Origin of the sequence: Peptoniphilus rachelemmaiella, assembly GCF_943169845.1 — a bacterium.
Classification (GTDB): Bacteria; Bacillota; Clostridia; order Tissierellales; family Peptoniphilaceae; genus Aedoeadaptatus; species Aedoeadaptatus rachelemmaiella.
The window spans coordinates 87892-111779 of record NZ_CALPBW010000003.1; the positions used below are offsets into that span (position 1 = coordinate 87892).

Genomic DNA, 23888 nt, shown 5'->3' on the forward strand with positions numbered 1-23888 from the left:
TTACACTTCTTCGAAGATCTTGCTGATGGGGCGATCGGTGTTGATCCGCATAATGGCGTTGGCGAGAATCGGTGCCACGGATACGATGTCGATTTTGTCGATGTGTTTTTCTTCCGGCAAGGCGATGGTGTCGGTGATGACGAAGCGTTCCATGACGGAATTGTCGATGCGCTCGATGGCCGGTCCCGAAAGGACGCCGTGGGTGGCGCAGCCGTAGACCTTCTTCGCGCCGTATTCTTTCAGGGCGTCTGCCGCTTTGCAAACCGTGCCCGCCGTGTCGATAATATCGTCTACGAGGATGCAGTCTTTGCCTTCGATGGAGCCGATGACATTCATGACCACATTTTCGTTGGCTTTCGGCCGTCTCTTTTCGATGATGGCAATGGGGGCGCCGTTTAATTCTTCGGCAAATTTACGGGTGCGGGTCACGCCGCCTAAATCGGGGCTGACGGCGACGATATTGGATGTATCGATGTGTTCTTTAAAGTATTTAGCCAGGTAGGGAACGGCGGTTAAGTGATCGACAGGAATGTCGAAGTAGCCTTGGATTTGACCGGCGTGTAAGTCCATGCAGATGACGCGATCGGCGCCGCTCACGGTCATTAAATTGGCCACGAGTTTTGCCGTAATCGGCTCTCTCGCGCGGACTTTTCTGTCTTGACGGGCGTAGCCGTAATAGGGCACGACGGCATTGATCCGACCGGCGGATGCCCGCTTCAGGGCGTCGATTAAAATTAAAAGTTCCATTAAGTGATCGTTTACAGGGCCCGAGGTAGGTTGGATGACAAATACGTCTCTGCCGCGGACGGAATCCGTAATGTCGATGGCGATTTCTCCGTCGGAGAATTGTTTGACCTCGCAGGCGCTTTGTTTGATACCTAAAATCTTACAGATTCGTTCCACCAAGGGCTGGTTGGAATTACCCGCAATAACGACGACTTCACCGTGATTGTTCATACTAGCTATCCTTTCTCCGGTTCCAACCGGCGATCATTCTCTGTTCACTTCTTTCTACTGCCAAACTTCCCTCTGCCACATCTTTCGATACCGTGCTTCCGGCGGCGATAAAGGCGCCTTCGCCGATGGTGATAGGTGCCACCAAATTGACATTGGATCCGATAAATGCATCGTCACCGATGGTGGTGCGGAATTTTTCCTTGCCGTTGTAATTGCAAAAGATGACGCCGCAGCTGATATTTACATTTTCTCCCACGTCGCCGTCGCCGATGTAGGCCAAATGACCCGCTTTGGTTCCCTTGCCGATATGAGAATTTTTTACTTCGACGAAGTTGCCGATGTGTACATTTTCTTCCAACACGCAGTTGGGGCGCAAATGGGCGTAGGGCCCCATGGTCACGCCGCGGCCCACCACGGATTTTTCCACGACGGATGAGTCGATCACCGCGCCGTCTGCAATGGTGCTGTCCACGATGCGGCTCGCGCCTTGAATCACGCAGCCTTCGCCGATGGTGGTCTCGCCTACCAGGTGGATGCTCGGCCCTAAAATGGTGTCGCGACCGATTTTGACGCCGCTGTCGATTAATGTGGAGGCGTCGTCCAGGAAGGTCACGCCGTTTTCCATGTGGTATTTGTTGATGCGACGGCGCATGATTTTTTCACAGGCGGCCAATTGCACCCGGGAATTGACCCCGAGCATTTCTTCTTCGTCGCAAATGGTAAAACCGCCGATTTTCTTTCCGCCGTCTTTAAGCATTTGAATGACGTCGGTTAAGTACAGTTCGCTCTGTTTATTATTGGAACTCAAGTTGCCGATATTTTCTTTTAATGCCCGTCCGGTAAAGGCGAAGATGCCCGTGTTCACTTCCGTAATGGCTTTTTCTTTGTCCGTGGCGTCTTTTTCTTCCACGATGCCAGCAATGGTGGAGTCTTGGTCGCGAATGATTCGGCCGTAGCCGAAGGGATCGCTGACCACGGCGGTCAGTACGCAGGCGTCAAAGTCGTGGCTTTCCACGAAGGCGCGGAATCTGGCGATGGTTTCTTCCTTAAACAAGGGCGTATCGCCGGTCAATATATAGACCATGTCTTCGTCGGAAAATTCATCCATGGCACAGCTGACGGCATAGCCCGTGCCGTAGGGGACGCCTTCGCCCAGGGTTTGCTCGATAAACGTAAGCGGCGCGTCTTTAAAGTAGTCCATGACATCGTCTTTTTTATGGCCGACGATGACCACGGTTTTGTCCATGGCATTGGTGATGCAGTTGTCCACCACATAACTTAATATGGCCTTACCTGCAACTTTGTGCAGCACCTTGGGCATATCGGATTTCATCCGCGTGCCTTCGCCTGCCGCTAGAATAATTGATACATTCACTCTTACACCTCACTCGTAATCCTTCTGGGATCTATTATATCGAACAGGACAAATTCTCACAACTTTTCTTCCCATAAAGAAACGGCGTGCGCAAGGCCCGCCGCTTCGGGTATTTTACTTCTTTTTCAGGTTCCCTCGATGTTATAAATCGATCTTATCTAAAATGCCTTTGGCCTCTGCGATCACCAGGCCGTAATTTGTGACGGGAACTTGAGCCTCCTCGACTTTGGCCACCCGTGCCTGTACCACCGGCCGCTGAAACATGCAGCTGCCGCACATAATGATTAAATCGTAGTCGCCTACATTTTCGGGAAAGCTCAGCCCCCGACTGAAATCCACCGTGATCTCATCGCCCAGTCGCTTTCGGAGCATGGCGGGGATTTTCACCCGGCCGATGTCTTCTTCCTTCGGCGCATGGGTGCAGGCTTCCGCCATGAGGATTTTCGCATCCGGAGGCAAGCTACGCAAGGTCTTTGCGCCACGAACCATGGCTTCGATGTCGCCTTTGGCACGGGCAAATAAAATGGAGAAGGATGTGATCTTTGACGATGCCGGTTTTTTCTTGTACACTTCCGAAAAGACTTGGGAGTCGGTGACGATCCAATCCGGCGCCTCGGCCAGTTTTTCGATGGCCTGATCCATGGTGTTCAAATCGCAAATGGTGGCGGTGAGTCCTTTGTCGATGACTTCCCTCAAGGCCTGTACCTGGGGCAGAATCAATCGCCCCTTCGGCGCCGATTCGTCTTGGGGCATGACGAAGAGCAGATGCCCTCCCATGTCCATGCCGTCGAATAGGCCCGGGGCTTTCTTTTTTTCTTTAAAAAGGTCCGTGAGGGCGTTTAAAATCACATTCCGCTCGGGAAAAGGACGATTCAGTTTTAAAACCGGCAGATCTTTTTTCGCCAAGGGCTCCAAAATAGCGTCGCCCACCTCGCCGATTAAAATGGCGCCGTCGATTTCATCTACCACTTTCATGGTGCGGGCCACGCGGGCTTCGCCCAGCTCCGTCTCATCGGCGGTGCCTGCCGTGTCGATAAAAGTCACCGGCCCCAGACCGTCTACTTCCATGTTCTTATACACCGGATCCGTGGTGGTGCCGGCTTTAGGCGAAACCATGGACGTGGTTTGCTCCGTGAGCAAATTCATCAAGGTACTTTTGCCGCTGTTTGTCTTTCCGAAAATGGCAATGTGCAGCCGAAGGCCTCTTTGCGTTTCCATATCAGAACCTGAAATCCCGCTCGCCGCCTTGAATGCGCTTCACGTATTCCGCGGCCTTTACTCTTAAATCGTCTCGTTCCACATCTTTTAAGAAGTCGTGGATTTTTTCTTCCCCTAATTCGCGGGTGCTACCGGCGGCGTAGTCGGAGAGGTATTCCTGCAGCGTCATAATGGCGTTGGGTTGACAGAATTGGGCGATTTGGAAGCTCTTTACTTCTTCCATAAAGGTTTCGCCGGTACGCCCCGCCCGGTAGCAGGCTGTGCAGAAGCTGGGCAGATAGCCTAAATCCAAGAGCCAGTGAATGACTTCATCCAAGCTGCGGGAGTCGTCGGTATCGAATTGAGCGGAGTTGTCTTCTTCTCTGTCTTCATCGTAGCCGCCGACGGAGGTTTTGGAGCCGCCGCTGATTTGGGAGACGCCCAGTTCCAATGCCTTTCTGCGCATTTCTTTGCTTTCACGGGTGGAAATAATCATGCCCGTGTAGGGAACGGAGACGCGAATCAAGGCGACGATGTCTTCGAAAATATCGTCGGGCACGCCGTTTTCAAATTCATCGGGATCGATGTCGTCGGCGGGGCGAATACGGGGCACGGAAATGGTGTGGGGACCGACGCCCATGTAGGCTTCCAAGTGTTCCGCATGCATCAATTGGCCCACGAAGTCGTAGGGATAATTGTTCAGGCCGTACAAAACGCCGAGGCCCACGTCGTCGATGCCCCCTTCCATGGCCCGGTCCATGGCTTCCGTGTGGTAGGCCCAGTTGGACTTCGGTCCCGTCGGGTGCAGGGCTTCATAATTTTCTTTGTGATAGGTTTCTTGGAAAAGAATATAGGTGCCGATTTCCGCTTCTTTCAGCTTTCTGTAATTTTCCACGGTGGTGGCCGCGATGTTTACATTGACGCGGCGAATGGCGCCGTTTTTATGTTTAATGGAGTAAATGGTTTTAATGCTTTCCAAGACGTATTCGATAGGATTGTTCACCGGATCTTCCCCGAGCTCCAGCGCCAGACGCTTGTGGCCCAAGTCTTGCAGGGCGATGACTTCTTTTTCGATTTGTTCCTGAGTCAGTTTCACCCGGTCCAGGTTTTTGTTTTTGTAGTGATAGGGGCAGTAGACACAGCCGTTGACGCAGTAGTTGGACAGATACAGGGGCGCGAAGAGCACGATGCGATTGCCGTAGTATTTCTTTTTAATTTCTCTCGCCAATTCGCGGAAAGATTCGCGAATATCTTCCAGCTCCGACATTAAAAGAACCGCCGCTTCCCGGTGGTCCAAGCCCTTCATCTTCCGGCCTTTTTCAAGAATGGCCTCTTGCATGGCGCGGTTGGTGCGATTCTTGTTGGCCTCTTCCAGCGTGGCCATAATTTCGTCGTGATTAATAAATTCCTCTGCCTTTGCAGACATCTTGTTATACATAATGGTTCTCCCTTCCCGTAAAATCTCCTCGACTCATCACTATTTCATAACCTAATTTGGCGATTTGCGCCTTCAGTTCCCTTAAATTTTCCGCCGCTTCCAGGGCAAAGGCCGCCTTGTTGTCGTAAAGGGCGTAGCTTTTTCGCACCCGCGTCGGCGACAGATTGGGCATAAACACATTGGCTCCGGCTAAAATGCCCCGATTGCGTCCGTCCTCGGCCAGGGTCTGCATGGCGGTAGTAGACGGAATATTGGCCGTGGGAAACAGCAGACGCAAAATGGCGATGCACATGGCCGTCATCTCCACGCTGCCGTTTTCAAAATCCCGAAAAGGCGTGGCATGATGACGCACATAGGGACCGATACCGATCATGGCCGGCTGAAATTCCTGCAGGAACATAAAGTCCTCCACTAAATTTTCCGTGGTCTGATAAGGACTGCCCACCATAAAGCCGCTTCCCACCTGATAGCCCAAAGCCTTTAAATCCATGAGGCATTTCAGACGTTTTTCACGGTCCATCTCGCTTGGATGGAGCTTTTTGTAATGCTCGGGATTGTAGGTTTCGTGGCGCAACAAAAAGCGGTCGGCGCCGGCTTCTTTTAAGCGGGCATAGCTTTCCATGCTTCTTTCACCGACGGAAAGGGTGATGGCACAGCCCGGCTGAATCTTTTTGATTCGCCGCACCCATTCCATTAGCCGCTCGTCGGTAAAATAAGCATCTTCGCCTCCTTGAAGAACGAAGGTTTGAAAGCCTGCCTCGGCGCCGACGGCCACGGATGTTTCCAACTCTTCCGTGGTGATTCGGTAGCGTTCGACCTCGTCGTTTGCCCGACGAATGCCGCAGTAGTAGCAATTGTTATGACAATAGTTTGTAAATTCAATTAAACCGCGCACGTAAATTTTTTTGTGAAAGTGCAGGTCGGTAATGGCGCGCGCCTTTTCAAACACCGCCTCTTCCACTGCCTCGCGGTTTTCGAGTAAATAGCGAATGTCGTCTCGTCCAAGTCCTTGACCCTCATCTACTTTTCTGAATAATTCCTGAATCATAGATCTCCGGCCAGCGTGGTACGCACAGTGACATTGTCCAGCATGCCCAGTTTTCCCGACAGGGCATTGATTCTATCTTGTTTGCCGTCGACGACGACACTGATAAGCGACAATTCGCGTTTCGGGTAGGGAATGCCTAATCGTCCCACAATAATGTCCCGCTCCTCGTGTAAGAGATCGTTGATGCTCTTAATGATTTCACCGGAGCCGGTCTCGACGATTATGGCGATGATTCCCAATTTTTCGTTCATAGACACCTCCTACCTCTTCCTCAAGGCCGTACCTCTCGGAAAAGGAACCTATTCTACTTCTTACAGTCTTCATTTTAGCACAGCAGAGGCGATTCGCCACCCTGTGAGAGAAAATTTAGATATTTTTTTCACCAATCCGTCTTCAATTGGAATGCCCCTTCCATTTCGCCATCAAAAAAGAGCCGGCGATCCGACTCTTTTCATGCCTATGGTTTAAAACATCATTTGGTTCACGCCGATGCCGTCGTTGAACGTTCGATCGATGACACCCTTTATCGGGCGAATGAAAATTTCCGCCGTGACGGAAATCACCGCCGATTGCAAGTGCCCACCAAAGACGCGGCCTTCCGTGTTCCCTAAATTTATGTGGGCATGAAGGTAAGGCGCACCATCTTTTCTCGAAAGATTTCCAACCAGCGAAGTGACCTCAAAGGGCTCTTTCAACGGGATGTCGTTGTATTTTTTTGCCTTCGTATCCATAATTCCGACCACTACATCGTCAGCGGCACCGAGGCCGTAGACCGTGGCCGCCTGAATATTTTCTTTTTCAGCCAAGTCGAGAATGCTCGTGCAAATTTCGTCGCCGGGGTCCAAACGCAGGGCAATCATGCCGTCATCAAATACTTTGTAATCCATCTTTTTCTCCTTTACTTGTTTCGCTTATAGGGAATCCCGTTGGCGCTGGGGCCGCGGGCTTCGCCGACAAAGACGACCATGGCGAACATGGTAATGATGTAGGGCAGCATATTCAACAAGTCCGGTGCCACTTTCAATGAGGTTGAGCCCATGAAGATAACCAAACCTTCCGCTGCGCCGAAGAGGAGACAGGCCAAGAGGGTGGTGTGGGGTTTCCATCCGCCGAAAATAACCGCCGCCAAGGCGATAAAGCCTTGCCCGGAGATCAGGGTTTCGCGGAAATTGGCCACCACGGCAAGGGACAAGCTGGCGCCGCCGAGCCCGGCTAAAAAGCCCGAGGTCAAGACGCCGATGTATTTGATCTTATACACGTCCACGCCCAAGGTTTCCGCCGCGTGGGGGTGTTCGCCGACGGAGCGAATCCGAAGGCCCAGCTTCGTCTTGTAGAGGACGAAATAGACCAGGGCCACGACGATAAAGGCGATGTAGACCGTAATGTATTGGCCGAAAATAATGTCCGGCGCACTTCCCGAGGGAAAGAGGTGGTTTAATACGCGGGGCATTTTGTTTTTTAAGGGAATGGGCTTGGTCATGGCCGCGCCGTCGAAAAACATGCGGGCGAGGAAGATGGCAAGGCCGGGTCCCAAAAGATTTAATGCCGTCCCGCTGACCACGTGATCGGCACCGAAGTGAATGGTGGCGATGCCGTGTAAGAGGGCGATGGCCATGCCGCCGAAGCCGGCGGACAAAAAGGCGATCCAGGGATTGCCTGTGTAATAGCCCACGGTGGCGCCGACCACGGCGCCGATGGTCATCATGCCTTCGAGACCGATGTTGACGACGCCGGTGTTTTCACTGACGACGCCGCCCATGGCCGTATAAATTAAAGGAGCGGCGTAAAGGAGCGTAATGCCTAATATGCCGGCAAAGCTCATAAGAAGATTATCCAACTTGTTCCCCTCCTTTTTCTTTTTTCGATGCGAAACGCGTGCGAATCCAGTCCATAAATTGCGGCATAGCAATAAACAGGACGATGATGCCGATAACGATGTTAATGACTTCCGAGGGCGTCTTTAGCGCGGAGTTTAATTTGCCGCCGCCGTAGCTTAAGGCCGCAAACAAGATCCCCGAGGGAATGCAGGCGATGGGATGGTTGGCCGCAATTAAGGACACGGCGATGCCGTTAAAGCCATAGCCCTGTTGCGCCGCCAAGAGGCCGATGTTTTGCGACACACCTAATACCTGTACCGCACCGGCGAGTCCGGCCAAGCCGCCGGAGATGGCCATGGAAATCATGGTGTTCTTTTTAATGTCGATGCCGCCGTATTCCGCCGCAAAGCGGTTGAAACCCACGGCTTTTAATTGATAGCCCAAGGTGGTTTTCTTTAAGATAAACCAGGCCAAGACGGCGACGATGACGGCGATGAAAATCCCCCAGTGAATGGGCGGATTTAAAATGCCGCGGAGAAATTCGTTGTTTTTCAGCATGGCGCGTCCGGCTTCGGAGCGTTTCCATTCGTTTAAAATGCGAATGCTTGCCGACGGCTGAATAGTAAAGGAATAGTTGCTGTCGGGCTTTCTTAAAAAGGCTTTGGTAAGCATATAATTGCTGAGATAAAAAGCCACCCAGTTTAACATAATCGACGAAATAACTTCGTTGACGCCTCGCTTGGCCTTAAACAAACCCACGAGACCGCCCCACAGGGCGCCGAAGAGCATGCCGATCAACAGGGCCACGATGCCGTGAATCACCGGCGGCAGGTGGAGAACCACCCCGGCGGTAACGGCGGCGAGGCTGCCCATAATGAACTGACCTTCCGCGCCGATATTAAAGATCCCCGTTTGAAAAGCAAAGGCCACGGCGATCCCCGTTAAAATAATGGGCACAGCTTCCACAATGGTCCATGAGAAAAATTTCGGCTTACCGAAAGCGCCGAGGATCATGACCTTGTAGGCCTCCAGGGGATTGACCCCCACCAAGGCAAAGATAACCGCCCCGACCAACAGGCCCAAGAGGATGGACATGCAGGTATAGTAGAGCATTTTTTTATTCACTGTCCACACCTCCCGCCATGTAGTAGCCCAGTCGTTTTTGATCCGCTTCCCCTTCGTTGAAGGTCTTTGTAATGGCTCCTTCATAAATTATGCCGATGCGGTCGGAAAGACTCATAACTTCATCTAATTCAAAGCTCACCAAAAGCACGGCGCGCCCCTTGTCCCGCTGTTGCACCAAAAATTGATGGATGTTTTCAATGGCGCCTACGTCCAAGCCGCGGGTGGGTTGTGCGGCGATTAGAATGTCCGGATCGTCGTCGATTTCCCGGGCGAGAATTACCTTTTGTTGGTTCCCGCCGGACAGATCGCCGGCCAGATAGCGGCTTTTTCTCGGACGAATATCGAAAGATTCCATTAATTTATCCGTATGCTCACCAATGGGGGCTTCCTGCAAAATTCCCTTGGAGGAATAGGGCGCTTGGTCGAAACTGTGAAGCACCATGTTTTCCGCCACGGTAAATTCCTGTACCAGGCCCCGTTTGTTGCGGTCTTCGGGAATGTTGTTCATGCCCGCCTCGCGAATGGTCTTGGGCGTGGCATTGGTCACGTCCTTGCCTGCGATGACCACCTTGCCTGCCTCGACTTTTCTAAGACCGGTAATGGCTTCTAAAAATTCGCTTTGGCCGTTGCCGTCGACGCCGGCGACGCCGAAAATTTCACCTTTACGAACTTCCAGATTCAGTCCCTTCACCACTTCCACGCCGCGAACGTCTTTCACGTGGAGATTTTCGATGTGTAGCGCCACTTCTCCGGCGTCCACGGGCTTTTTATTGACCTTAAATTCAATGGCACGGCCCACCATCATTTCGGCGAGGTCCGCCTCCGTGGTGCTCGCTACATCCACGGTGTCGATGCGCTTGCCCCGTCGAATAATCGTGCACTTTTCCGCCAACGCCTTAATTTCCTTAAGCTTGTGCGTAATAATGATGATGCTCTTGCCTTCGGCGGCCAGGGCCTTAATGATTTCGATGAGCTCTTCAATTTCCTGTGGCGTCAAAACCGCCGTAGGTTCGTCGAAAATCAAAATCTCCGCATCCCGGTAAAGGGCCTTTAAGATCTCTACCCGCTGCTGCATACCCACGGAAATGTCTTCGATCTTTGCATCGGGATCGATTTTTAAACCGTAGCGATTGGAAAGGGCCACAACTTTTTCACGGGCGGTTTTTTTATCTAAAACCACGCCCTTCGTCGGCTCTTCGCCGAGAATAATGTTTTCTACCACCGTGAAAGGCTGAAACAGCATGAAGTGTTGATGCACCATGCCCAAGCCTTTTTCGATGGCATCTTTCGGTCCTTGGAAATTCACCGATTCCCCATTGATCTTGACTTCGCCGAAAGTAGGCATATACAAGCCATATAAAACATTCATCAGTGTACTTTTGCCGGCACCGTTTTCGCCGAGGAGGGCGTGAATTTCGCCTTTCTCTACGACCAGGTCGATGCCGTCATTGGCTTTGAAATCGCCAAATAATTTCGTTATCCCGCGCATCTCAACGGCCGGCGCGAGTTTATTCTCAACCATCATTACCCCCTTCATCTATTGAGTCAATTATACACTATGGACATGGGCTTTTTAAAGGCATAAAAAAAGAGGGACGCGCCCTCTTTTTTACGATCAAATTTATTTAGCTTCAAATTTTTTGTAGTCTTCTGCCGTGGCCGGAACCTTGATTTCGCCCTTAACGATTTTTTCTTTAATCGCCTTGATCTTGTCGAGAATTTCCGGTTTTACATTCTTGTCGCTGGAAGGTGCGATATCGACGGTGTCGCCGTCTTTAAGACCGTAGCTCAGGTTTTTGCCGCCGGGGAATTCTTCGCCCTTAGACATACCTTCGAGCACTTTGTAAACAGCGCTGTCGGCACGTTTCATCGCCGAAGTGAGTACATTGTCGGGTGCGATGTCGTTTTGATCGCGGTCTACGCCGATAACCCACTTGTCTTGGTCTTTTGCCGCTTCGATAACGCCGTCGCCTGCGCCGCCGGATGCGTGGAAGATGACGTCGCAACCTTGTTGATACATATTGGTTGCAATGCTCTTGCCCTTGGCAGCGTCGGAGAAGTTACCGACATATTGGCTAACCACATCGACCTTTTGGCCTTTTTCCTTGGCTGCTTGATCCACACCGGCTCTGTAGCCATATTCAAATACTTGAATAACCGTGGATTCTTGACCGCCGACGAAACCGACTTTGTTGGATTCGGTAGTGAGACCGGCAATGTAGCCGACGAGGAAGGAAGGTTCTTCCGCTTTAAATTGGATACCTGCCAAGTTGTCCGGTGCATTTTCGTAGGTATAGTCTACGATTAAGAATTGCACGTCGGGATTGGCTTCTGCGGCTTCGAGCATGGCATCGCCTAAGTTGAAGCCGGCGGCGACTATGACGTCGTTTCCTGCTTCAAGCAACGTTTCGATGTTGGGCGCATAGTCGTTGGCTTCTTTGGATTCTTGGTAGGATACGTCGAATCCGAAGTCGTCGTGGACTTTTTGCAGACCTTCCCATACACCTTGGTTGAAGGATTGGTCGTTGATACCGCCTTCGTCGGTGACGAAGCCTACTTTTAATTTTTTGCCGTCTTTATCGCCGGCATCGGCTGCGGCATTGTTAGCAGCCTTATTATCGTTAGCTGCTTTGTCGTTGGATGCGCCGCCACAGGCCGTAAGCACGAAAATGGACAGCATCGTCACTGCAAGAAGTAGCGATCTTTTTTTCATAATTTCCCCCTTAATTTGATCTGACTTTATTATAATATGCTTCATACAAAAATTCAACGAGAGAAGGTTTTCCGTTAAAAAGAGCGCACCGAAAGGCACGCTCATGCATTATAGATAAAATCCCTTGGGTACGGCGAAGAGATAAGTGGCGATAAGAAAGACCACAATGGCCATGGCCAGCGCCTGTTTAAAGTCCGCCGTCTTTAATTTCAAGCGACTTCTTGCCATTAACTTAAAGAGCAAATAGCCCACAAAGGCCAACACGGGCATGGCGATGAAAATGCCGCCGTTGGTCGGCGCCTTTAAGCGAAGGGCCGGAAGGGCAAAGGCCAACAGCATCATGGCAACGTAGACCGCGGGGAAAAGGCGCCGCCGGTCCAAAAGCAAGATGGCGAGGCCGAGCACCGTGGATGCAATGGCCGCGACAATGGCGACGGTTCTCACCATATGGGCGCGGCTCATAACGCCTTGATCCATTAGCTCCAAAGTATTGATGTAGATGCCGGATTGATTTTTCGTCGACGTTTCCGGCCGGAGTCCTTTGTCTTCAATGCCCAAAGCATCGGAGAATTTATCCACTTTTGCATTGGTCAAAAAGACGCCGATATCGGCCATGGTTCTTCCCGTATAGACGGAAACCGTGGCGGGATCCGTGACGACGGTAAAGGCATAATCTTCCACCTCTTCACTTAAAGGGATACGCATTTCCGAGGTGGGTTGGAAAGTGAGCTTCTCCTTGCTCAGCACTTTTTTCAGCTGTAAATTGTCGTAAACCGCCCCGTTAATCTTATCGTATTCGCCCTTGAGCGTTACCTTGCTCTTGGAGCCGTTGGCACCTTTCGGCAAATACACATTGCGCACGGGTACGCCTAAAACACGCACACTGGTGTCTTTTCCCTGATACTGGAATTTTACATCGTAACGATACAAAACCTTCGGGCCCTTTACGATCCGCCGGGTCACCTGTAAATTGTCGATGCGGGCGGGGTCGTCGAAGATCAAGCCGTCGAAGGCGGCATTTTTTTCCTCATCCGACGACAACGCCACTTTATCCATCATCAGGGGCGTGAACGTGAGTAGAAAGCACAATAATAAAAAAACAACGAATATAATTCCATTTTTGAATTGTTTCTGCATAGTCATCCCCCTTATGCGTACTGATTTTTTCTTATCATACCATATACTTTCACATTTATCACCGATAAATTGAAAAACCTTTTCACGAAAAGGCGGCTATGCTATACTAAAAGCGGAGGTTGACATGACGATAGAAAAAAGCAAATTCTTAAATATACTGAAAGCTGTAGACTACCTGGCCATGCTCACCATGATAATATTGGCCTTTATCCATCCCTTCTTTCCCGTCTACGACGAGGCGGGCAAGCTTATGGAAAATGCGGCGCTCCTTCGAATCGCCGTGGTTATCGCCGTCTTATTTGTCGGCATCCCGATTTTCAGCAAGGAAATTACCGCCATTCGTAAAAACAAAAAGCCCTACGACTTAAAAAAGAAAAACAACACGGTGTTTTTGCCCAAAGTCAATTTCTTTTTGGCCGCCCTCTTCGCCGTGGCCACCGTCGTCTTTGTGCCCATGGCCATCGTCCATTACGCCGACAAAGGCCCGCAGTGGCAAGCATTTTACGCCCTCTTCTACATTTTCGTCTACATCGGCATCGGCTCCCGCCTGCAACTGAAGCCGGGGCTTTTTCCGCAAAAAAAGATTAAATCCTGATTAAGTAAAAAGCTCGGCAAAGGCCGAGCTTTATCCCCGAAAGGGGATTTTTTTATTTCTTATCGCTTTTTAAAGGGATACACGCTGTCCAATGCTTCTTCGATGGGCGCGTTGGCCTCCACCAGTTTGCGGTAGGTGCTCATGGCTTTCGTGTCGCCGTAAAGGATAACGCCGGTGACTTTGCCTTCTTTTGCGTAGAGGCGATGGTGTTCGTCGCCTTCGTCGTAGAAGTAGATGTCGCCTTCGTCGATAACGCCTGCGGAGAAGATTTGAACGGTGTCCAGATCCAGCTTCGTGTGGCTCTTCGGATCTTCGTAGGATGCGTCGCCACCTGCCATATTGGCACCTGCCACTTTGCCCATGGCGCGAGCGGCGGGCCAAATGCCCAGCACGCGGCCTTCCACTTCCGCCACGTCGCCGGCGGCCCACACGTTTTCAATCGTTGTTTTTAAGCTTCTGTCTACGACCACGCCTCGGTTGATTTCCAGGCCCGTGTCTTTAAACAGGGCCGTATTCGGGCTAACGCCGACAGAGAGTAAGACCATGTCCATTTTCGCCGTGGTGCCGTCGTCGAAGGCAATGGCTTCCAATTGTTTGTCGCCGATAAAGGCTTCGGTGTTTTTTCCGCCATAGACCATAAAGCCCAGGTCTTTCATTTCTTCGTTGAGCATCATGCCCAGTTCCCTGTCTACTTGGCGGTTGAGCAGGTAGTCGCTGCGATTGATGATGGCGACGACGTGTCCACTTTGCTTCAGGCTGTTGGCCGCTTCAAGGCCCAAAAGGCCGCCGCCGATGACGCCGATCACTTTCGATTCGTCGAGATTTTTCAAATAGCTTTGAATGGCCCTTAGGTCATGGAAATTTCTCAAGGTAAAGATGCCATCAATGTCTTTGTTTTTGTAGGGCGGTACATTGGCATGGCTGCCGTTTGCCAAGAGGATTTTCTCCCCTTTCAGGCATTCGCCTGTTTTTAAGGTGACGGTCATGGCGTCGAAATCCACCGCTGCCGCTTCGCCGTCTACATTGACGTCGATGCCGATTTTTTCGGCCCAATCTTCTTTATCTAAATAGGGAACCTCCGGGGCATCTTCCCCTAAAAGATCCGTAAGTTGAATGCGAAAATAGGGCTGTTCCTTTTCGTTACCCAAAAGGATCAAGCTGCCTTCTTTGTCGTGTTTTCTGATTTCTTTAGCCGCCGTGACGCCGGCAATGCCGCCGCCGATGATGATGTATTTATATGTTTTCAATCCTTTTATCCTCCTCTATTCACTGCCCGCTTACCTTGCCGTGACTTCCGTCCATATTCTATCATACACTTCTACAAAATCGTGTAGGTCCCGATACACCTCTAAGGGTGGCAGACGATCGAAGTCCGGATAGGCCACGGGGTCTTCTCGAAGTGCCTTGGGCAGCAAGGCGATGGCTTCGGGAATGGGCGTGGCAAATCCCACATTGTGGGTCGCATTTTGTGCCGCAATGTCCGGTCGGGACATGAAATTAATAAATGCCATGGCTCCCTTCGGGTTTTTCGATTGCTTGGGAACCGCAAAGGAATCGTACCATATATTTGTACCCTCTTTCGGTATAATGTATTCCAAGGATTTATTTTCTTGGCGCATCATGGCCGCATCGCCGGAGTACATAACGGAAAGGGACGCATCGCCTTGGCTCATGACGTCTCGGCCTTCGTCGGCGAGGTAGGCGTAGACCAAGGGTTTTTGCGCAATTAAGGCTTCCTTCGCCTCTTCCAGCTCTTTCATGGAGCGGCTGTTCATGGAATAGCCCAAATATTTCAGGGCAATGGCGATGGAATCTCGCTGGGAATTATACATGATGATTTCGTTTTTGTATTTCTTATCCCACAAAGCACTCCAGGAATCCACGGGCTCTTTTACATAATCGCGGTTCACCACGATGCCCAAAGTCCCCCAGAAATAGGGCACGCTGTATTTGTTCCCGGGATCGTAATCCATGTTTAGAATCCGCTTGTCCAGCTTTTTCATGTTGGGGATTTGATCGTAGTCCAAGGGAAGGAGCATGTCTTCGCGAATCATCCGCTCCACCATGTATTCCGACGGCACGATGACGTCGTAGGGGTCGTTGGATTTTTTCAGCTTCACATACAAGTCTTCGTTGGAGGCGAAGGTGTCGTAGATGACCTTGATCCCCGTTTCTTTTTCGAAGGCACGGATCGTGGCCATGTCCATATAGTCGCCCCAGTTGTAGACGTGGATGGTCTCTTTGCTGCTCCCTGTTTTTCCGCAGGCCGTAAGAAAGAGCATCGCCACTAAAATAAAAATCGATAGTCGCTTCATATTACACCTCTAAATCCACCAGGTCGATGTCCCGCTTGTTTAACAGGAGCAAGAGCGCCAGCACCGCCGCAAAAAGCAGGGTAGACAAGGCATTCATGGAGGGATTGATCCCGGTTTTCGCCATGGAATACAGGGTGATGGACAGATTGCTCACGCCTTGCCCCGTGGTGAAAAAGGAAATAATAAAGTCGTCGATGGACAGGGTGAAGGCCATGAGGGCGCCGGTAGCGATGCCCGGTTTGATTTGGGGCACGATGACGTAACGCAGCACTTCCGGTGTTTTTGCGCCTAAATCGTAGGCGGCTTCCACGGTGTTTTTGTCCAGCTGATCCAATTTCGGCAACACGGAAAGAATCACGTAGGGAAGGCAAAAGACGATGTGGGACAGAATCATGGTCAAAAGCCCCTGTTCCATGGCCAAAAAACCGAAGAGACTCATGAGGGCGATGGCGGTGACGATGTCGGGATTTAAGACGGGCAGGTAGTTGATGTTTAAAATCACGGCCTGACTCCGCTTGGAAAAGGCCCGAATGCCGATGGCGGACAGGGTGCCTACCACGGTGGAGATCGCCGTGGCCACGACAGCCACCAAGACCGTGGTGTAAAAGCTTTTTAAGATAATGGGGTCGGAAAATAAATCCGTGTACCAATGGGTGGTAAAGCCCGCCCACACGCCGCGCAATTTCGTGTCGTTAAAGCTGAAGACGATAAGCACCACAATGGGCAGATACAAAAATAAAAGCATAAGCCCCAAGTAGGCGTTTCTGATTTTATTTCCCACGGCGACCTCCTTTCGGGCGCTTTTCGCCTACGAGGCGAAAGACGACGAGCATAATAAGCAAAATAGCGATGAGCACCACGGCAATGGCGGAGCCGAAGGCCCAATTGCCCGTGAGGCGGAATTGTTGTTCGATAATATTGCCCACCAGGTAATACTTGTTTCCCCCGAGAAGGGAGGAGATGACAAAGGTGGACAGGGCCGGAATAAAGCACATTAAGATGCCGCTGTAGATTCCGGGCATGGATAGGGGCAAGGTGACTTTTAAAAAGGCCGTGGCCGGACCGGCACCGAGATCCTGTGCCGCTTCCAAATAGGAGCGATCCATTTTCTGTAAAATCGTGTAAATAGGCAGCACCATAAAGGGAAGAAAGTTGTAGATCATCCCCATGAGGATGGCGCCCTGATTGTACATCATATCGAAGGGTCCCAGGCCGAGAAGGTGAAAGGCTTTGTTTAAGACGCCGTTTCGCCCGAGAAGGGTGATCCACGCGTAGGTCCTCAAGAGAAAATTCATCCACATGGGAATGACGAAGAGGAGAATCAGCATGGAGCTCGTCTTGGGCTTGGTGCTTGAGATGGCGTAGGCCGCCGGGTAGCCTACCAAGAGGCAGGCCGCCGTAGACAAGGTGGCCAAGACCACGGAGCGCCACAAAATCCTCAGGTAAAGGGGTTGAAAGAAACGGGCGAATTGGGCCGTGGAAAAGCGGTATTCCCCCATGTTCATGGTGCCCGCGCCGTTGAAGCTCATAAACAAAACCAAGACCAAGGGCAGGACGATAAATAATACGGCCCAGAAAATATAGGCCGATGCGTAGCGCCTCATGCTTCGGCCTCCATGACGTGGAGATTATCCGGCTCCACATAGATGCCCACCACGGCGCCGGGCTCCCGCGCCACGGTGGATTGCACCATCCACTTCTCGCCGTGGACTTCTAAAATCATTTCGTAGTGTACGCCTTTAAAGACGATGGAGGTAACCGTGCCCTGCAGGAGATCGTCGCGGCCCGCTTTTAATTCCACATCTTCCGGCCGAATAACGATTTGCACCGGCGCATCTTTTTCGAAGCCCGCATCCACGCATTGAAATTCTCTGCCGTAGAAAGAAACCACTTTGTCTTTCACGAAGCGGCCGTGAATAATGTTGCTCTCGCCGATAAAATTGGCCACAAAGGCATTTTCCGGCTCGTTGTAAATATCCGTTGGCGTGCCGATTTGTTGAATGGCGCCGTCTTTCATGACCACCACCGTGTCACTCATGCTCAGGGCTTCTTCCTGATCGTGGGTGACGTAGATGAACGTAATGCCTACCTGTTCCTGAATCCGCTTCAGCTCAAATTGCATCTGCTTTCTCAGCTTCAAATCCAAGGCGCCTAAGGGCTCGTCCAAAAGGAGAATCTTCGGGTCGTTCACTAAGGCCCGGGCAATGGCGATGCGCTGTTGCTGACCCCCGGAAAGGGACTGAATGTTTCGCGTGGCCACGTGGGTCAGATTCACCAATTCCAGCATTTCGAGGACGCGATTGTCGATGGTTGATTTCGGCATTTTCTTCAGCTTCAAACCGAAGGCCACATTGTCGTAAACATTTAAATGAGGAAACAGGGCGTATTTTTGAAACACCGTGTTCACCGGCCGCTCGTAATGCTTGATTCGAAGCATGTCTTTGCCGTTAAAGAGAAGTGACCCTTCATCGGGCTCCTCAAAGCCCGCGATAATTCTTAAAAGGGTGGTCTTCCCGCAGCCGCTGGGCCCGAGAAGGGTTAAAAACTCGCCGTCCCTTACGCTTAAATCGATGCCGTCAAGCACCCGGGTATCGTCGAAAGATTTCTTCATGTTTTTAATTTCAATTAATTGCATTCCCTGTCACCTCCTAAAAATTCGGCGGGTTACTCACCCAAAGGACCGTCGCTTCCTCAGACGACAGATTCCTGAAAAAACAGGGGGCATCGCCGGCGGCATAAATCGTATCTTTTTCTTCCACGGAAAACACATCGTCGCCTCGACAAAAATCCAATCGTCCGGATAAGACATAGGCGAAAAATTCGCCCTCGAAGGGCGCGAGAACTTTCGACGAACCCATGGGCGCGATGCGCCACAGGGTGGGCTCCATGGCATTTTTCTGCGCGTTGGGCACGATGTAATCCACGCCGTAGCCCGCCGCGTCGTCTTCAAAGGTAAAGGCGTCTTCTTCGGAAAAGACGATTTGCGTCTCTTCCTCGTCTTTGAAAAAAGCCTCCGGGGAGATGCCCAGTGCTTCTAAAATGTCCATAAATGTCGCCACAGAGGGGCTGGTGAGATCCCGCTCCACCTGGGAAATAAAGCCCTTCGTGAGCTCGCTTCGTTGGGCCAGCTCCTCTTGGGTGAGCTGCTGCACCTGCCTGAGACGACGAATTTTTTGTCCGATGCTCATAATCACCACTAAACTTTAAACTTAATTTACTAAACAATAATCGTATTATAAACGTCGCCTTTCCTTCGGTCAATAGATTCGCCCAATAAAAAAGCCCGCACATGGCGAGCAATTTCGTTTACTTGTTTTCGCTGTAGGCTTTGGCGATGGCCGCGCCCAATTTCGTGTTGTTGTAAACCAAGGCGATGTTCGCTTCCAAACTACTGCCGCCGGTGACTTCCAGCACCCGTTGAAGCAAGAAGGGCGTAGAGGCTTTGCCGAAGATGCCTTCTTTTTCCGCATCCGCGAGGGCCTTTTCGATGGCGGCGTTAATGGTATCTTCGTCCATGGCGTCGGCTTCGGGAATGGGATTGGCCACGACAATGCCGCCGTCGATGCCTAAATCCCATTTCGTCTTCATGAGTTTAGCAATGGCCGCGGGATCGTCGTAACGGTAGTCCAATTTGTGGCCGCTTCGGCGAGTGAAGAAGGCGGGCATTTCTTCCGTTTCGTAGCCGATCACCGGTACGCCGAAGGTTTCCAGGTATTCCAATGTGAGGCCGATGTCCAAAATGGATTTGCAACCGGCGCAGACCACGGCGATGTCCGTGTTCGCAATTTCCTGCAGGTCGCGGGAAATATCCATGGTGGTTTCCGCGCCGCGGTGCACGCCGCCGATGCCGCCTGTAACGAGAATGGGAATGCCGGCGAGACGCGCCGTCAACACGGAAGTTGCCACGGTGGTGGCGCCGTTTTTCCCTTCAGCGACGATGTGGGCATAATCTCTCGTGGAGCTCTTTACGATGGCGTCGGAGGTGGCCATAAATTCGATTTCGTCTTCGGAAAGGCCTACCTTAATGCGGCCGCCGATAATGGCCGTTGTGGCCGGGGTGACGCCGGCGTCTCTTAAAATGGCTTCGCAGTGCTTGGCCATTTCCACATTTTTCGGATAGGGCATGCCGTGGGAGATAATGGTGGATTCCAGTGCTACCACCGGTTTGTTTTCATCCAATGCCTTTTGTACTTCCGGGGCGATGTCCATGTACTGCTTTAAATTATTTTCTTTCATAATGAATCTCCTTTTTCTCTTTTTCCCATTCTTTTGCATCAAAGAAAGGAAGTTCACTTTGATCGCGCTTCAGCACCATGCGTGATGCGGCCATGGCACCGACGACGGCATGGTCAATCTTTTTACCTTTTACCATCTCTGCCGTCAACATGGCGCAAAAGGCATCCCCGGCACCGGTGGCTCCCCGAATGGTCATGGGGCTCGTGGTGTAGTGGTACGTCGCCTCGTCCTTAAACAAGTAGGCGCCGTCGGCTCCCGCCGTAATCACCACATTCTCCACACCCATGCTTCGTAAAGCCGCGCCCTGGGTGGCGACAGCATCGCTTCCCCGGCCGCTTAACACCTGCGCTTCCAGAATGTTACATTTTAACACATGGATCCGATTTAAGAAAGGGGCAAATTTTTTCACCTTCACGGCGCTTACCCCGTCCACCACGGCCTTGATGTTCCAGGAGAAAATCTCCGCCAAGGTGTCTTCCCGCAAATTGGCATCCACAACGACGTAGGTTGCCCCTTCGGCCACCTTGCGGCGCGCCTGTATTTTTTCGGGGGTGAGCTTTTCCATGACCGCCATGTCGTTTACCGCCGCGTGCATTTCGCCGGCCTGATCCAAAAGCACCAAATAGCTTCCGGTCGATGCCCCTTCAAATGTAAAAGCGTGGTCGAAGGATAAATTTTCCGGCGCGCGAGCCAGGATCATGGCCTTCTTGTCGTCGTCACCGAAGGCCGTCACCAGCTCCGTTTTTATGCCCAGGCGGGCCACGGTGGCGGCGATGTTTCTGCCAACGCCACCGGGGCTTAATTCCACGGCGCCGGGATTGGAATCGTGAAGATCCAAATGCTCGTAGGGCCTTCCGCTAATGTCTACATTGCAGCCGCCAAAGACCACGACGTATTTCTCACTCATTTTCTCCCCCTTTCGCCGCGGTTTTGTATCCGCTTAAAGCAGGCACGGCACAGCGGCTCATAACTTTCCGTAGCGCCGATGACCACCCGGCCCCCTTCCCCGGTGGTGCGGTGGCTCACCCAGGCGTCGCTGCCGCAGTGGGCGCAGACGGCGTGGTGCTTTTCCACGTAATCGGCCACGGCCATAATTTCTTTTACGATCTCAAAGGGATGGGCCTCGTAATCCATGTCGAGCCCCGCACAGACCACGGTCTTCCCCTCGTCTAAAAGGGTGTCGAAGGCCGAGAGAATCCCTTCGGTCTCGCCGCCTAAAAACTGCACCTCGTCGATGGCCACCACGTCGGCCTTGTGCTCCGCCGCCGCTTCCAATACCCCGGCGATGTCTTCCACCACCACGGCTTCAAGCGATGTGTTGTCGTGGCTCGTAATGGCGGAGTGGATAAAGCGGGTATCCAGCGTGGGCTTTAACACCAGCGTGTTGTAGCCGGCGATGCGAAAGCGCTTCACTTCTCGCTCCAAACTCGATGTCTTTCCCGAAAACATACTCCCCGTATGTAAAATTAATCGTCCCCTGTACTGATGCATTTCTTCCTCCTTAGAAGAAAATTATAACACAAATTTTGCCGATTAAATCACCGCCCGTCTTTGCTCTTTTCTTGCAATCCTGCGTCCCGTACTATATTCTAATAATGGAAAATTATTCGCATTTTAAGGAGGTTCCATGCTTCAAATTCAGCATTTAATTAAATATTACGGCAAGAAACAAATTCTTCACGACGTGAGTTTTGAATTGGATCCCGGGGATATTTGCGCCTTCATCGGATCCAACGGCGCCGGGAAAACCACCACCATTAAATCCGCTCTGGGCCTCATTTCCTTCGACGGCGGCAAGATTTTCATCGGCGGCCACGACATCGAGAAAGAGCCCCTGGAAGCGAAAAAACTTTACAGCTACGTGCCGGACAATCCGGAGCTTTACAAATTTATGCGAGGCATCGAGTATTTAAATTTCATCGCCGATATTTTTGAACTGGATTACGAAACCCGCAGAGACCGCATCGAATACTACGCCGATCTCTTCGCCATTCGCGACCGCTTAGGCGAGAGCATCGACAATTACAGCCACGGCATGCAGCAAAAGCTCGCCCTCATCGCCGCCTTGATCCACGATCCAAAGCTCATCGTCCTTGACGAGCCCTTCGTGGGCCTGGATCCCATGGCCACGAAATCCATTCGGGAAACCTTCAAGAAAATGGCGGCGGAAAAAGGCACCACCATTCTCTTCTCCACCCACGTCTTGGAAGTGGCGGAAAAATTGTGCAACAAAGTGGCCATTATTCGCGAAGGGCATCTCGTCTTCTTCGGGCCCACAGAAGAAGTGCTTCAAAAGGGCAGCTTAGAGGATCTGTTCATGGAAAGGATGCAAAGCCATGAACAAGCTTAAGCTTTTAAATCGGCTGGAACGAAAGCGCACTTTCAATCAATTCACCCAAGGGAAAAAGAAAAAGGGATTCGCCATTTTTATCTACCTCCTCTCCCTTTGGGGCTACTTTTGGATCGGCGGGCTCTTGCCAATCTTCGCCTCCATGGCGATTTTGGATTCAAAAAGCGCAGCTTTTTCCGTGGCGGAAATCTTAAACGATGGGGGGATTCTTTCCTCCATGGACGTCATGGCTTTGGTGTTTTTCCTCGCCAGCCTGATCATCGCCTTTATTCAGATTCGAACCATCTACTTCAATGATTTTGACCAGTCCACCTTGTGGAGCCTGCCCGTGGATACGCGGCTCATCCTTATCTCGAAAAACACGGGGCCTACCGTGTTCAGCCTGCCCCTGATCCTGGCCTTTACATTGCCTTCGGCGATCATCACTTACGTGACCACGGAATCGTTTTTAAAGGCGCTCCTCGTCCTCGTGGTGTTTTTCTGCGCCAATCAGCTGGGCGAATGCGTGGGCTGCTTTTTACGCATCATTCTGGCGAAGGGCAACAATCGCCTTCGCCTGTCAAAAGGTGTGAAAACTTTTCTCGGCTTCGTCCTCTTCGTCGCCTTTATGGTGGGCTTTTACACGGAGCTGGCCCGGGATTTTAAAGACCTCGTCGTCTTCCTGGGCTTTTATAATCGCCTGCCCGCGGCGGCACGGCCCGTTTCTTACGCACTGAATCACCATCTGTGGCTCATCCCCCTCTTCATTCTCGTGACGGGGCTCGTGTATTGGGGTTTTCTCAACTACACGGCGAAAAACTTCTACACCATCGGGGAAAGCTTGGCCCCTCGAGCCACGATGAAGGCGGTGAAAGAGGGCGACTACAAGGTGCGCAGAAAATACGCCGCCCTCATTCGCAAAGAACGGCGCCTCTTTTTCTCCAACAGCTCCGTGGCCTTTAACACCTTCTTCGGCACGGTGCTTCCCGTGATTCTCGCGGCCATTCTCTTCGTGCCCGCAGTGAAAGAAATGTTTCTCGACTTTTTAAACAACCAACCCTTCGTCTCCCCCGATGCGGCGATCTTTTTAATTCTCACCGGCCTCGGCGGGATGATGAACCTCTCCGGCTTCGGCTTTTCTCTGGAAGGCATTAGCGCTTACAACACCTACACCCTTCCCTTAAAGGGGCAGTCGGTGTTTCTCGGCAAACTCCTTATGGCGGCGAGCCTCATCGTCCCGGCCTATGTGATGACCTGGCTCCTCGTGCTTGTGAATTTGCGGCCGGATGCGGCCTACCTGCCCTTTTACCTTTTGGGCCCACTGAGCTACGCCCTGTTAATCAACGGCATCTCCCTATTCTTCGACTGGAAATTCGCCAATTACAACTGGACCAACCCCCAAGAGCTGGCAAAAAATTCAAAACAATCCTTCTTCTCCGGCCTCGGGAGCCTTTTGGTGAGCTTCGCCATTTTACTCATCGGCGTCGGCGTCATGACCAAGGCGCCCCTTCTCTACGCCGCCCTGCTCACCGCCATTTTTGTGGTGGGCAATGTGGTGCTCTATTTCCTCACCCGAGACATGACCGTCTACCATCAGTAGAAGGAG

The 23888-nt window shown here is 51.7% G+C and carries 24 protein-coding genes; 3 read left to right on the plus strand and 21 right to left on the minus strand.

Annotated features, from left to right (window positions below):
* The 12 genes from KO087_RS02010 to KO087_RS02065 all read right to left on the minus strand — a co-directional run bounded on the left by KO087_RS02010 (position 1) and on the right by KO087_RS02065 (position 12729).
* Positions 1-957, minus strand: a complete 957-nt coding sequence (locus KO087_RS02010) for a ribose-phosphate diphosphokinase (RefSeq protein ID WP_215507188.1) — start codon at positions 955-957, stop codon at positions 1-3.
* A 1-nt stretch (position 958) separates the two neighbouring features.
* Positions 959-2332 carry a bifunctional UDP-N-acetylglucosamine diphosphorylase/glucosamine-1-phosphate N-acetyltransferase GlmU gene (glmU, locus tag KO087_RS02015; protein WP_215507190.1) on the minus strand — a complete coding sequence of 458 codons (1374 nt, stop codon included), beginning with the start codon at positions 2330-2332 and terminating at the stop codon, positions 959-961.
* 141 nt (positions 2333-2473) lie between these two features.
* Entirely contained in the window at positions 2474-3550 is a 1077-nt protein-coding gene (locus KO087_RS02020; protein WP_215507192.1) for a GTPase, read from the minus strand.
* Position 3551: 1 nt separating this feature from the next.
* On the minus strand, positions 3552-4967 hold the full coding sequence (hydG, locus tag KO087_RS02025; protein ID WP_215507194.1) for a [FeFe] hydrogenase H-cluster radical SAM maturase HydG: 1416 nt from the start codon (positions 4965-4967) through the stop codon (positions 3552-3554).
* A complete protein-coding gene (gene hydE, locus KO087_RS02030; protein ID WP_215507197.1) occupies positions 4960-6015 on the minus strand; it encodes a [FeFe] hydrogenase H-cluster radical SAM maturase HydE in 1056 nt (351 codons plus the stop codon). Before hydE ends, hydG begins: the two co-directional genes overlap by 8 nt.
* Positions 6012-6266: a TM1266 family iron-only hydrogenase system putative regulator gene (locus KO087_RS02035; protein WP_215507199.1), complete on the minus strand. Its 255-nt coding sequence runs from the start codon at positions 6264-6266 to the stop codon at positions 6012-6014. The genes hydE and KO087_RS02035 overlap by 4 nt, the downstream gene beginning before the upstream one ends.
* 213 nt (positions 6267-6479) lie before the next feature.
* Positions 6480-6902, minus strand: a complete 423-nt coding sequence (locus KO087_RS02040; RefSeq protein WP_215507202.1) for a PPC domain-containing DNA-binding protein — start codon at positions 6900-6902, stop codon at positions 6480-6482.
* Positions 6903-6913: 11 nt separating this feature from the next.
* Entirely contained in the window at positions 6914-7852 is a 939-nt protein-coding gene (locus KO087_RS02045) for an ABC transporter permease (RefSeq protein ID WP_215507203.1), read from the minus strand.
* Positions 7845-8957 (minus strand): ABC transporter permease, encoded by a 1113-nt coding sequence (locus KO087_RS02050; RefSeq protein WP_421949886.1) that lies wholly within the window; start codon positions 8955-8957, stop codon positions 7845-7847. Before KO087_RS02050 ends, KO087_RS02045 begins: the two co-directional genes overlap by 8 nt.
* Positions 8950-10479 carry an ABC transporter ATP-binding protein gene (locus KO087_RS02055; protein WP_285814619.1) on the minus strand — a complete coding sequence of 510 codons (1530 nt, stop codon included), beginning with the start codon at positions 10477-10479 and terminating at the stop codon, positions 8950-8952. The genes KO087_RS02050 and KO087_RS02055 overlap by 8 nt, the downstream gene beginning before the upstream one ends.
* Before the next feature lie 99 nt (positions 10480-10578).
* The gene (locus tag KO087_RS02060) at positions 10579-11670 is read right to left on the minus strand and encodes a BMP family lipoprotein (protein ID WP_215507206.1); all 1092 of its coding nucleotides are present in this window, start codon (positions 11668-11670) and stop codon (positions 10579-10581) included.
* Between the two features lie 108 nt (positions 11671-11778).
* The gene (locus KO087_RS02065) at positions 11779-12729 is read right to left on the minus strand and encodes a hypothetical protein (protein ID WP_215507208.1); all 951 of its coding nucleotides are present in this window, start codon (positions 12727-12729) and stop codon (positions 11779-11781) included.
* 202 nt (positions 12730-12931) lie between these two features.
* Here KO087_RS02065 and KO087_RS02070 point away from each other — a divergent pair, with 202 nt between their 5' ends.
* Complete coding sequence (locus KO087_RS02070; protein ID WP_215507210.1) at positions 12932-13402, plus strand: hypothetical protein; 471 nt, start codon at positions 12932-12934, stop codon at positions 13400-13402.
* A gap of 59 nt (positions 13403-13461) precedes the next feature.
* Here the strand turns inward: KO087_RS02070 and KO087_RS02075 are convergent, their stop codons facing one another.
* The 9 genes from KO087_RS02075 to KO087_RS02115 form a co-directional block, all read right to left on the minus strand.
* Entirely contained in the window at positions 13462-14649 is a 1188-nt protein-coding gene (locus tag KO087_RS02075; protein ID WP_215507212.1) for an NAD(P)/FAD-dependent oxidoreductase, read from the minus strand.
* Positions 14650-14679: 30 nt separating this feature from the next.
* Positions 14680-15717: an ABC transporter substrate-binding protein gene (locus tag KO087_RS02080; RefSeq protein ID WP_215507213.1), complete on the minus strand. Its 1038-nt coding sequence runs from the start codon at positions 15715-15717 to the stop codon at positions 14680-14682.
* Between the two features lies 1 nt (position 15718).
* Positions 15719-16462: an ABC transporter permease gene (locus tag KO087_RS02085; RefSeq protein ID WP_215507283.1), complete on the minus strand. Its 744-nt coding sequence runs from the start codon at positions 16460-16462 to the stop codon at positions 15719-15721.
* A 25-nt stretch (positions 16463-16487) separates the two neighbouring features.
* Positions 16488-17321 carry an ABC transporter permease gene (locus tag KO087_RS02090; protein WP_215507215.1) on the minus strand — a complete coding sequence of 278 codons (834 nt, stop codon included), beginning with the start codon at positions 17319-17321 and terminating at the stop codon, positions 16488-16490.
* Positions 17318-18352 carry a spermidine/putrescine ABC transporter ATP-binding protein gene (potA, locus tag KO087_RS02095; protein WP_215507217.1) on the minus strand — a complete coding sequence of 345 codons (1035 nt, stop codon included), beginning with the start codon at positions 18350-18352 and terminating at the stop codon, positions 17318-17320. The genes KO087_RS02090 and potA overlap by 4 nt, the downstream gene beginning before the upstream one ends.
* A 13-nt stretch (positions 18353-18365) precedes the next feature.
* Positions 18366-18905, minus strand: coding sequence for a helix-turn-helix domain-containing protein (locus tag KO087_RS02100; RefSeq protein WP_215507219.1), 540 nt, complete (start codon positions 18903-18905; stop codon positions 18366-18368).
* A 118-nt stretch (positions 18906-19023) separates the two neighbouring features.
* A complete protein-coding gene (locus KO087_RS02105; RefSeq protein WP_215507221.1) occupies positions 19024-19953 on the minus strand; it encodes a pseudouridine-5'-phosphate glycosidase in 930 nt (309 codons plus the stop codon).
* Complete coding sequence (locus tag KO087_RS02110; RefSeq protein ID WP_215507223.1) at positions 19940-20860, minus strand: carbohydrate kinase family protein; 921 nt, start codon at positions 20858-20860, stop codon at positions 19940-19942. The genes KO087_RS02105 and KO087_RS02110 overlap by 14 nt, the downstream gene beginning before the upstream one ends.
* Positions 20857-21444, minus strand: a complete 588-nt coding sequence (locus KO087_RS02115; RefSeq protein ID WP_215507225.1) for a thymidine kinase — start codon at positions 21442-21444, stop codon at positions 20857-20859. Before KO087_RS02115 ends, KO087_RS02110 begins: the two co-directional genes overlap by 4 nt.
* A gap of 136 nt (positions 21445-21580) precedes the next feature.
* Here KO087_RS02115 and KO087_RS02120 point away from each other — a divergent pair, with 136 nt between their 5' ends.
* Both KO087_RS02120 and KO087_RS02125 read left to right on the plus strand, forming a co-directional pair.
* A complete protein-coding gene (locus tag KO087_RS02120; protein ID WP_215507227.1) occupies positions 21581-22303 on the plus strand; it encodes an ABC transporter ATP-binding protein in 723 nt (240 codons plus the stop codon).
* Positions 22290-23882: a hypothetical protein gene (locus tag KO087_RS02125; protein ID WP_215507229.1), complete on the plus strand. Its 1593-nt coding sequence runs from the start codon at positions 22290-22292 to the stop codon at positions 23880-23882. Before KO087_RS02120 ends, KO087_RS02125 begins: the two co-directional genes overlap by 14 nt.
* The last annotated feature ends 6 nt before the right edge of the window (positions 23883-23888 follow it).

Coding starts and splice junctions, on each gene's coding strand:
- KO087_RS02010 (WP_215507188.1), bottom strand. CDS start 957: ATGAACAATCACGGTGAAGTCGTCGTTATTGCGGGTAATTCCAACCAG.
- KO087_RS02020 (WP_215507192.1), bottom strand. CDS start 3,550: ATGGAAACGCAAAGAGGCCTTCGGCTGCACATTGCCATTTTCGGAAAG.
- hydG (WP_215507194.1), bottom strand. CDS start 4,967: ATGTATAACAAGATGTCTGCAAAGGCAGAGGAATTTATTAATCACGAC.
- hydE (WP_215507197.1), bottom strand. CDS start 6,015: ATGATTCAGGAATTATTCAGAAAAGTAGATGAGGGTCAAGGACTTGGA.
- KO087_RS02035 (WP_215507199.1), bottom strand. CDS start 6,266: ATGAACGAAAAATTGGGAATCATCGCCATAATCGTCGAGACCGGCTCC.
- KO087_RS02040 (WP_215507202.1), bottom strand. CDS start 6,902: ATGGATTACAAAGTATTTGATGACGGCATGATTGCCCTGCGTTTGGAC.
- KO087_RS02055 (WP_285814619.1), bottom strand. CDS start 10,479: ATGGTTGAGAATAAACTCGCGCCGGCCGTTGAGATGCGCGGGATAACG.
- KO087_RS02060 (WP_215507206.1), bottom strand. CDS start 11,670: ATGAAAAAAAGATCGCTACTTCTTGCAGTGACGATGCTGTCCATTTTC.
- KO087_RS02065 (WP_215507208.1), bottom strand. CDS start 12,729: ATGATGGATAAAGTGGCGTTGTCGTCGGATGAGGAAAAAAATGCCGCC.
- KO087_RS02070 (WP_215507210.1), top strand. CDS start 12,932: ATGACGATAGAAAAAAGCAAATTCTTAAATATACTGAAAGCTGTAGAC.
- KO087_RS02080 (WP_215507213.1), bottom strand. CDS start 15,717: ATGAAGCGACTATCGATTTTTATTTTAGTGGCGATGCTCTTTCTTACG.
- KO087_RS02085 (WP_215507283.1), bottom strand. CDS start 16,462: ATGCTTTTATTTTTGTATCTGCCCATTGTGGTGCTTATCGTCTTCAGC.
- KO087_RS02090 (WP_215507215.1), bottom strand. CDS start 17,321: ATGAGGCGCTACGCATCGGCCTATATTTTCTGGGCCGTATTATTTATC.
- potA (WP_215507217.1), bottom strand. CDS start 18,352: ATGCAATTAATTGAAATTAAAAACATGAAGAAATCTTTCGACGATACC.
- KO087_RS02100 (WP_215507219.1), bottom strand. CDS start 18,905: ATGAGCATCGGACAAAAAATTCGTCGTCTCAGGCAGGTGCAGCAGCTC.
- KO087_RS02105 (WP_215507221.1), bottom strand. CDS start 19,953: ATGAAAGAAAATAATTTAAAGCAGTACATGGACATCGCCCCGGAAGTA.
- KO087_RS02110 (WP_215507223.1), bottom strand. CDS start 20,860: ATGAGTGAGAAATACGTCGTGGTCTTTGGCGGCTGCAATGTAGACATT.
- KO087_RS02115 (WP_215507225.1), bottom strand. CDS start 21,444: ATGCATCAGTACAGGGGACGATTAATTTTACATACGGGGAGTATGTTT.
- KO087_RS02120 (WP_215507227.1), top strand. CDS start 21,581: ATGCTTCAAATTCAGCATTTAATTAAATATTACGGCAAGAAACAAATT.
- KO087_RS02125 (WP_215507229.1), top strand. CDS start 22,290: ATGAACAAGCTTAAGCTTTTAAATCGGCTGGAACGAAAGCGCACTTTC.